At 66.8% G+C, this 3,239-nt stretch carries 7 protein-coding genes and 1 pseudogene; 1 reads left to right on the top strand and 7 read right to left on the bottom strand.

All coding sequences use genetic code 11. The features are described 5' to 3' along the window. The 7 genes and pseudogenes from A5733_RS14330 to A5733_RS27525 all read right to left on the bottom strand — a co-directional run. Positions 1-911: pseudogene (locus tag A5733_RS14330) on the bottom strand (hypothetical protein); the annotation flags it as partial. After that, positions 911-1,357, bottom strand: a complete 447-nt coding sequence (locus tag A5733_RS14325; protein WP_158070614.1) for a hypothetical protein — start codon at positions 1,355-1,357, stop codon at positions 911-913. The pseudogene A5733_RS14330 and the gene A5733_RS14325, both read right to left, overlap by 1 nt. A gap of 59 nt (positions 1,358-1,416) precedes the next feature. After that, positions 1,417-1,842 (bottom strand): hypothetical protein, encoded by a 426-nt coding sequence (locus A5733_RS14320; RefSeq protein ID WP_076240604.1) that lies wholly within the window; start codon positions 1,840-1,842, stop codon positions 1,417-1,419. Between the two features lie 78 nt (positions 1,843-1,920). Further along, positions 1,921-2,067 carry a hypothetical protein gene (locus tag A5733_RS27530; protein ID WP_158070613.1) on the bottom strand — a complete coding sequence of 49 codons (147 nt, stop codon included), beginning with the start codon at positions 2,065-2,067 and terminating at the stop codon, positions 1,921-1,923. Then, complete coding sequence (locus tag A5733_RS14315) at positions 2,064-2,303, bottom strand: hypothetical protein (RefSeq protein WP_076240603.1); 240 nt, start codon at positions 2,301-2,303, stop codon at positions 2,064-2,066. The genes A5733_RS27530 and A5733_RS14315 overlap by 4 nt, the downstream gene beginning before the upstream one ends. Then, complete coding sequence (locus A5733_RS14310) at positions 2,303-2,674, bottom strand: hypothetical protein (RefSeq protein WP_076240602.1); 372 nt, start codon at positions 2,672-2,674, stop codon at positions 2,303-2,305. Before A5733_RS14310 ends, A5733_RS14315 begins: the two co-directional genes overlap by 1 nt. Beyond that, entirely contained in the window at positions 2,671-2,988 is a 318-nt protein-coding gene (locus A5733_RS27525) for a hypothetical protein (protein ID WP_076240601.1), read from the bottom strand. The genes A5733_RS14310 and A5733_RS27525 overlap by 4 nt, the downstream gene beginning before the upstream one ends. Before the next feature lies 1 nt (position 2,989). Here A5733_RS27525 and A5733_RS27520 point away from each other — a divergent pair. Next, the coding region (locus A5733_RS27520) for a hypothetical protein (protein ID WP_158070612.1) at positions 2,990-3,239 on the top strand (250 nt) is incomplete at its 3' end.

Genomic DNA, 3,239 nt, shown 5'->3' with positions numbered 1-3,239 from the left:
GTTGCGGCGGCTGTTGCTGTTGCGGGGACGGCTGGGCCGCCGGCGCCTCGCGGAAGGTGCTGCGGGCCCGTTTGGCGGGTGTGTGTCCAGTCGCGGTGTCCGCGGGCGGATTCGAGGGGTGTGCCGGGTGGGCGGTTGAGGGTGTCGTGGATGCCGGGTTCGGCGATGGCGGGGAAGTTGAGGATGCGCCAGCGGTCGGGGTCTTGGCTGGTGATGTAGGCGAGGGCGTCTTTTTCGTTCCAGCGGGTGCCGATCGCGACGACGGGCGCGCCGGGCGATAGGCGTTGGCTGGCGACGGTGTCCCACCAGGTGTTGACTTTGCGGCGTTCGGCGAGGCTGTCGGCTTCGTTCATGCCGGGGTAGAGGTCGTCGAGGAGGAGGTAGTCGGCGGGGCGGCCGGGTAGTGCGGTGCCGACGCCGCAGGCGAGGACTGAGCCGCGGTGGTGGGCGACGGTCCAGCGGGTGGCGGCGGCTTTGTCGCCGATGGTGAGGCCGAGGCGGTCGGGGAGTGGTTCGCCGGTGGCGGCGTCGCGGGCGCCGGTGCCGTGGGTGCGGATGAGGGTGCGGATGTGTTCGGAGTGGGTGCGGGCGAGGTCTTCGGAGTGGGTGGCGATGATGATGCGCCAGTCGGGGTGTAGGAGTAGGGCGCGGAGGGTGCCCCAGATCGCGGTGCGCAGGCTTTTGCCTTCTTGGGAGGGCATTGATATTGCTAGGCGAGCGTCGGGGGTGGTGAATGCCCATTCGAGTGCGTCGTCGATGGCTTGGAGGGCGGGGGTTTGCCGGATGGTGGCGTCGAGGTGCTGTGCGAGTTGTCCGGTGGTGGGGTGGTCGCGGACGCAGCGCAGGCGCGTGATTTCGCGGTCGAGGAATGCGGCGGCGGCCGGACTGTACGGGAGCAGGTCGTCGGCCATCAGAACAGGGCGAGCTGGTCGGGGGTCTGGCGGACGCGGTTGGGGCGGGGTGGTGCGCCGAGGTATTTGCGGTACAAGGTGACGCGCTGCGATTCCTGGGCGAATCGTTGCCGCCACACCTGATTCTGCGCAACGAGGTCTGAAAGCTGTGTCTTCACGCGGGCGGTGCCCTGCTCGCATTCGGTGAGGGTCGTGGCGCAATAGTGTTCGAGGACTTCGACGCGGGAACGGTGGGCGCCTGCTTCGGCGTCGGCGATCAACCAGCGTTCGATCATTTGCGTGAGTGGTTTCGCTCGAATGTATTTGATGAGCCGGACACCGCATTTCAGGCGGTGCCGAATGTCGTCGGTGGTTTCACCGCGGGCGGTGAGCTGGGCGACGACCCAACATCGGTCCTCTTCGGATAGTTGGTGGATGGTGAGGGTGCCGGCGCGGGCGGCGTGCACGAGCTGCTCGTCGGGTTCCCAGCGGGTGGGGTGCACGTGCATCGGTGTCACCGCGGCCGTCACTGCTCGATCGCCTTCGTGCGGGTCGACATTTGGAGTTCAACGTATTCGGCGAGCCGCTGTTTGAACTGGTCCGGAGTCATGCCGGCGCCGGTATTGTCGGTGGCTTCTTTGTTGAGGCCGTGGAGTTTGTTTAGCGCTTCGAGTGTTTTGAGGACGATGGCGGCGGCTTTTTCGTCACCGTTGCAGGCGGCGGGCCACCATTCGCGGAACAGGCGGCTATATCGTTGGTCTTGGATGCGCCTGTATTCGTCGACAGTTTCGGATTCCCATTGGTCGAGGAGATTGTTGACGGCGAGGCGGACGCCGGATTCGGTTTCCCAGTCGGTGCGGTCGGCGATGGATTGCCAGGTGTGGCCGTCGATGCGCATTTGTAGTGCGTTGACGACGCGGACGCGTTGGTCTTTGCGGTGGTGGTTCACCATGGGCGGACCTCCCGGTTTGCTGTCTGTTTCCCATCTCCGTTATACGCTGTAAGTTGTACGTCGTAAAATGGTTGTGTTCTAGTCGGGTTCGGTGTCCCAGATTTGCGCGAACCGCCGTGCACACACATCGCAGTCGTCGCCGCATTCGGCGTACCCGATTTCACCGCGACCGCGGGCGCCGGCCTTCTCAGCGCGTTCGAGACTGTCGAGGAACGGGGTGGTCATCGCCGCACCCCGATCAGCGACAGCACGGTCGCGACGAGCGAATCCACGCGCCGCGGCAACCAGTGGCCGCTGGTGAGGACGGTGTCGCCTCCGTCTTCGATGTAGTAGTCACGGCCGTAGATCATGGGTCGGCCGTCGGGGATCTGCTCGACCGGCACCGGCGGTTCGGGCGGTGATTCGCGTAACCGCTCGGCGCGGTGGCGGGCCGCGGCCTCGTAAATCTCGAACCAGGGCATCACGCCTCCTCGGGTCGTTGTCCGGTCAGCAGGGCGATCAGATCTCGCACGGTGCCGGTGACCCACTGGTCGAGCGGGTTGCCGACGCCGTGCCGCTTGTGGACGACGAGTCCGACAAGGGCGTCGTCGTTTCCGGCTTCGTCATGTGCCTCGCGCACCCATCCGGCGAGGTTGAGCCGCGAGACGTCCTTGCACTCGAGGACGACGCGTTGCCCGTGGATGCGGACGCCGCCGATGTCGCCGCGGTCCTTCGCGCCGGTGCGGGCGCGGCGTTCGATGCGGTCGTCGTCGAGGTGGGTGGCGAGGGCGCGGGCGATGGCGGTTTCGAAGCGGGTGCCGGCAGCCTTGGCGCTCTTGCGCGTTCGGGTCATTCGGCCACCGCCTGCCAGTCGGTGACGTAGCGGCGCTCGAGGTGTGAGTACTCCTCGGCAGGCACCTCGTCGTCCCACACCGATGGCCGGGGTACCAGTCGCATCTGGTCCCGATCCCACTCGGCAGCCCGGCGGTGGCTGCGGACGATCCCACCGCCGGCGGTGTTGCGGGCGACCCACTCGACACTGGTCGGTAGTAGCCCGGCCTCGGCGAGAGCGTCGACGGCGGCCTCGGCATGGCACCAGGGAACGTAGCCACTCTGAGCGCGGACGATAACCTCGATCGCCTCGGTGCGGATCTCCTCGGGTGTCATCGTGGTCCCTGTCCCCGCACGGCAGGTCACCGTCAACCTGGCCGAACGCACCCTCCTCGTGGACGGGCGACCGTTCCCGTGGCAGATCACCCGCGACGGCCCATCCATCGGCGGGCTGGGCCACAAACTGCGGCAGGTGACCATCACCCTGCTCGCCCACGACATCCACGTCATCCCCGCCACCAGACCGACCGTCAGCGCGCCGAAGATCAGGGCCAGAAACGGGTGCAGCTTCGCGATCGTGATGAGCA

It is taken from the genome of Mycobacterium sp. NS-7484 (genome assembly GCF_001953975.1).
In the GTDB taxonomy this organism is placed as follows: Bacteria; Actinomycetota; Actinomycetes; order Mycobacteriales; family Mycobacteriaceae; genus Mycobacterium.
Note: the sequence above shows the minus strand (reverse complement) of the source record. Positions and strands in the feature narration are given on the sequence as shown.

What these genes read in the sequence shown, in the direction of transcription:
- A5733_RS14310 (WP_076240602.1), bottom strand. Translation starts at nt 2,674, where the DNA reads ATGACCCGAACGCGCAAGAGCGCCAAGGCTGCCGGCACCCGCTTCGAA.
- A5733_RS27530 (WP_158070613.1), bottom strand. Translation starts at nt 2,067, where the DNA reads ATGACCACCCCGTTCCTCGACAGTCTCGAACGCGCTGAGAAGGCCGGC.
- A5733_RS14320 (WP_076240604.1), bottom strand. Translation starts at nt 1,842, where the DNA reads ATGGTGAACCACCACCGCAAAGACCAACGCGTCCGCGTCGTCAACGCA.
- A5733_RS14315 (WP_076240603.1), bottom strand. Translation starts at nt 2,303, where the DNA reads ATGCCCTGGTTCGAGATTTACGAGGCCGCGGCCCGCCACCGCGCCGAG.
- A5733_RS27525 (WP_076240601.1), bottom strand. Translation starts at nt 2,988, where the DNA reads ATGACACCCGAGGAGATCCGCACCGAGGCGATCGAGGTTATCGTCCGC.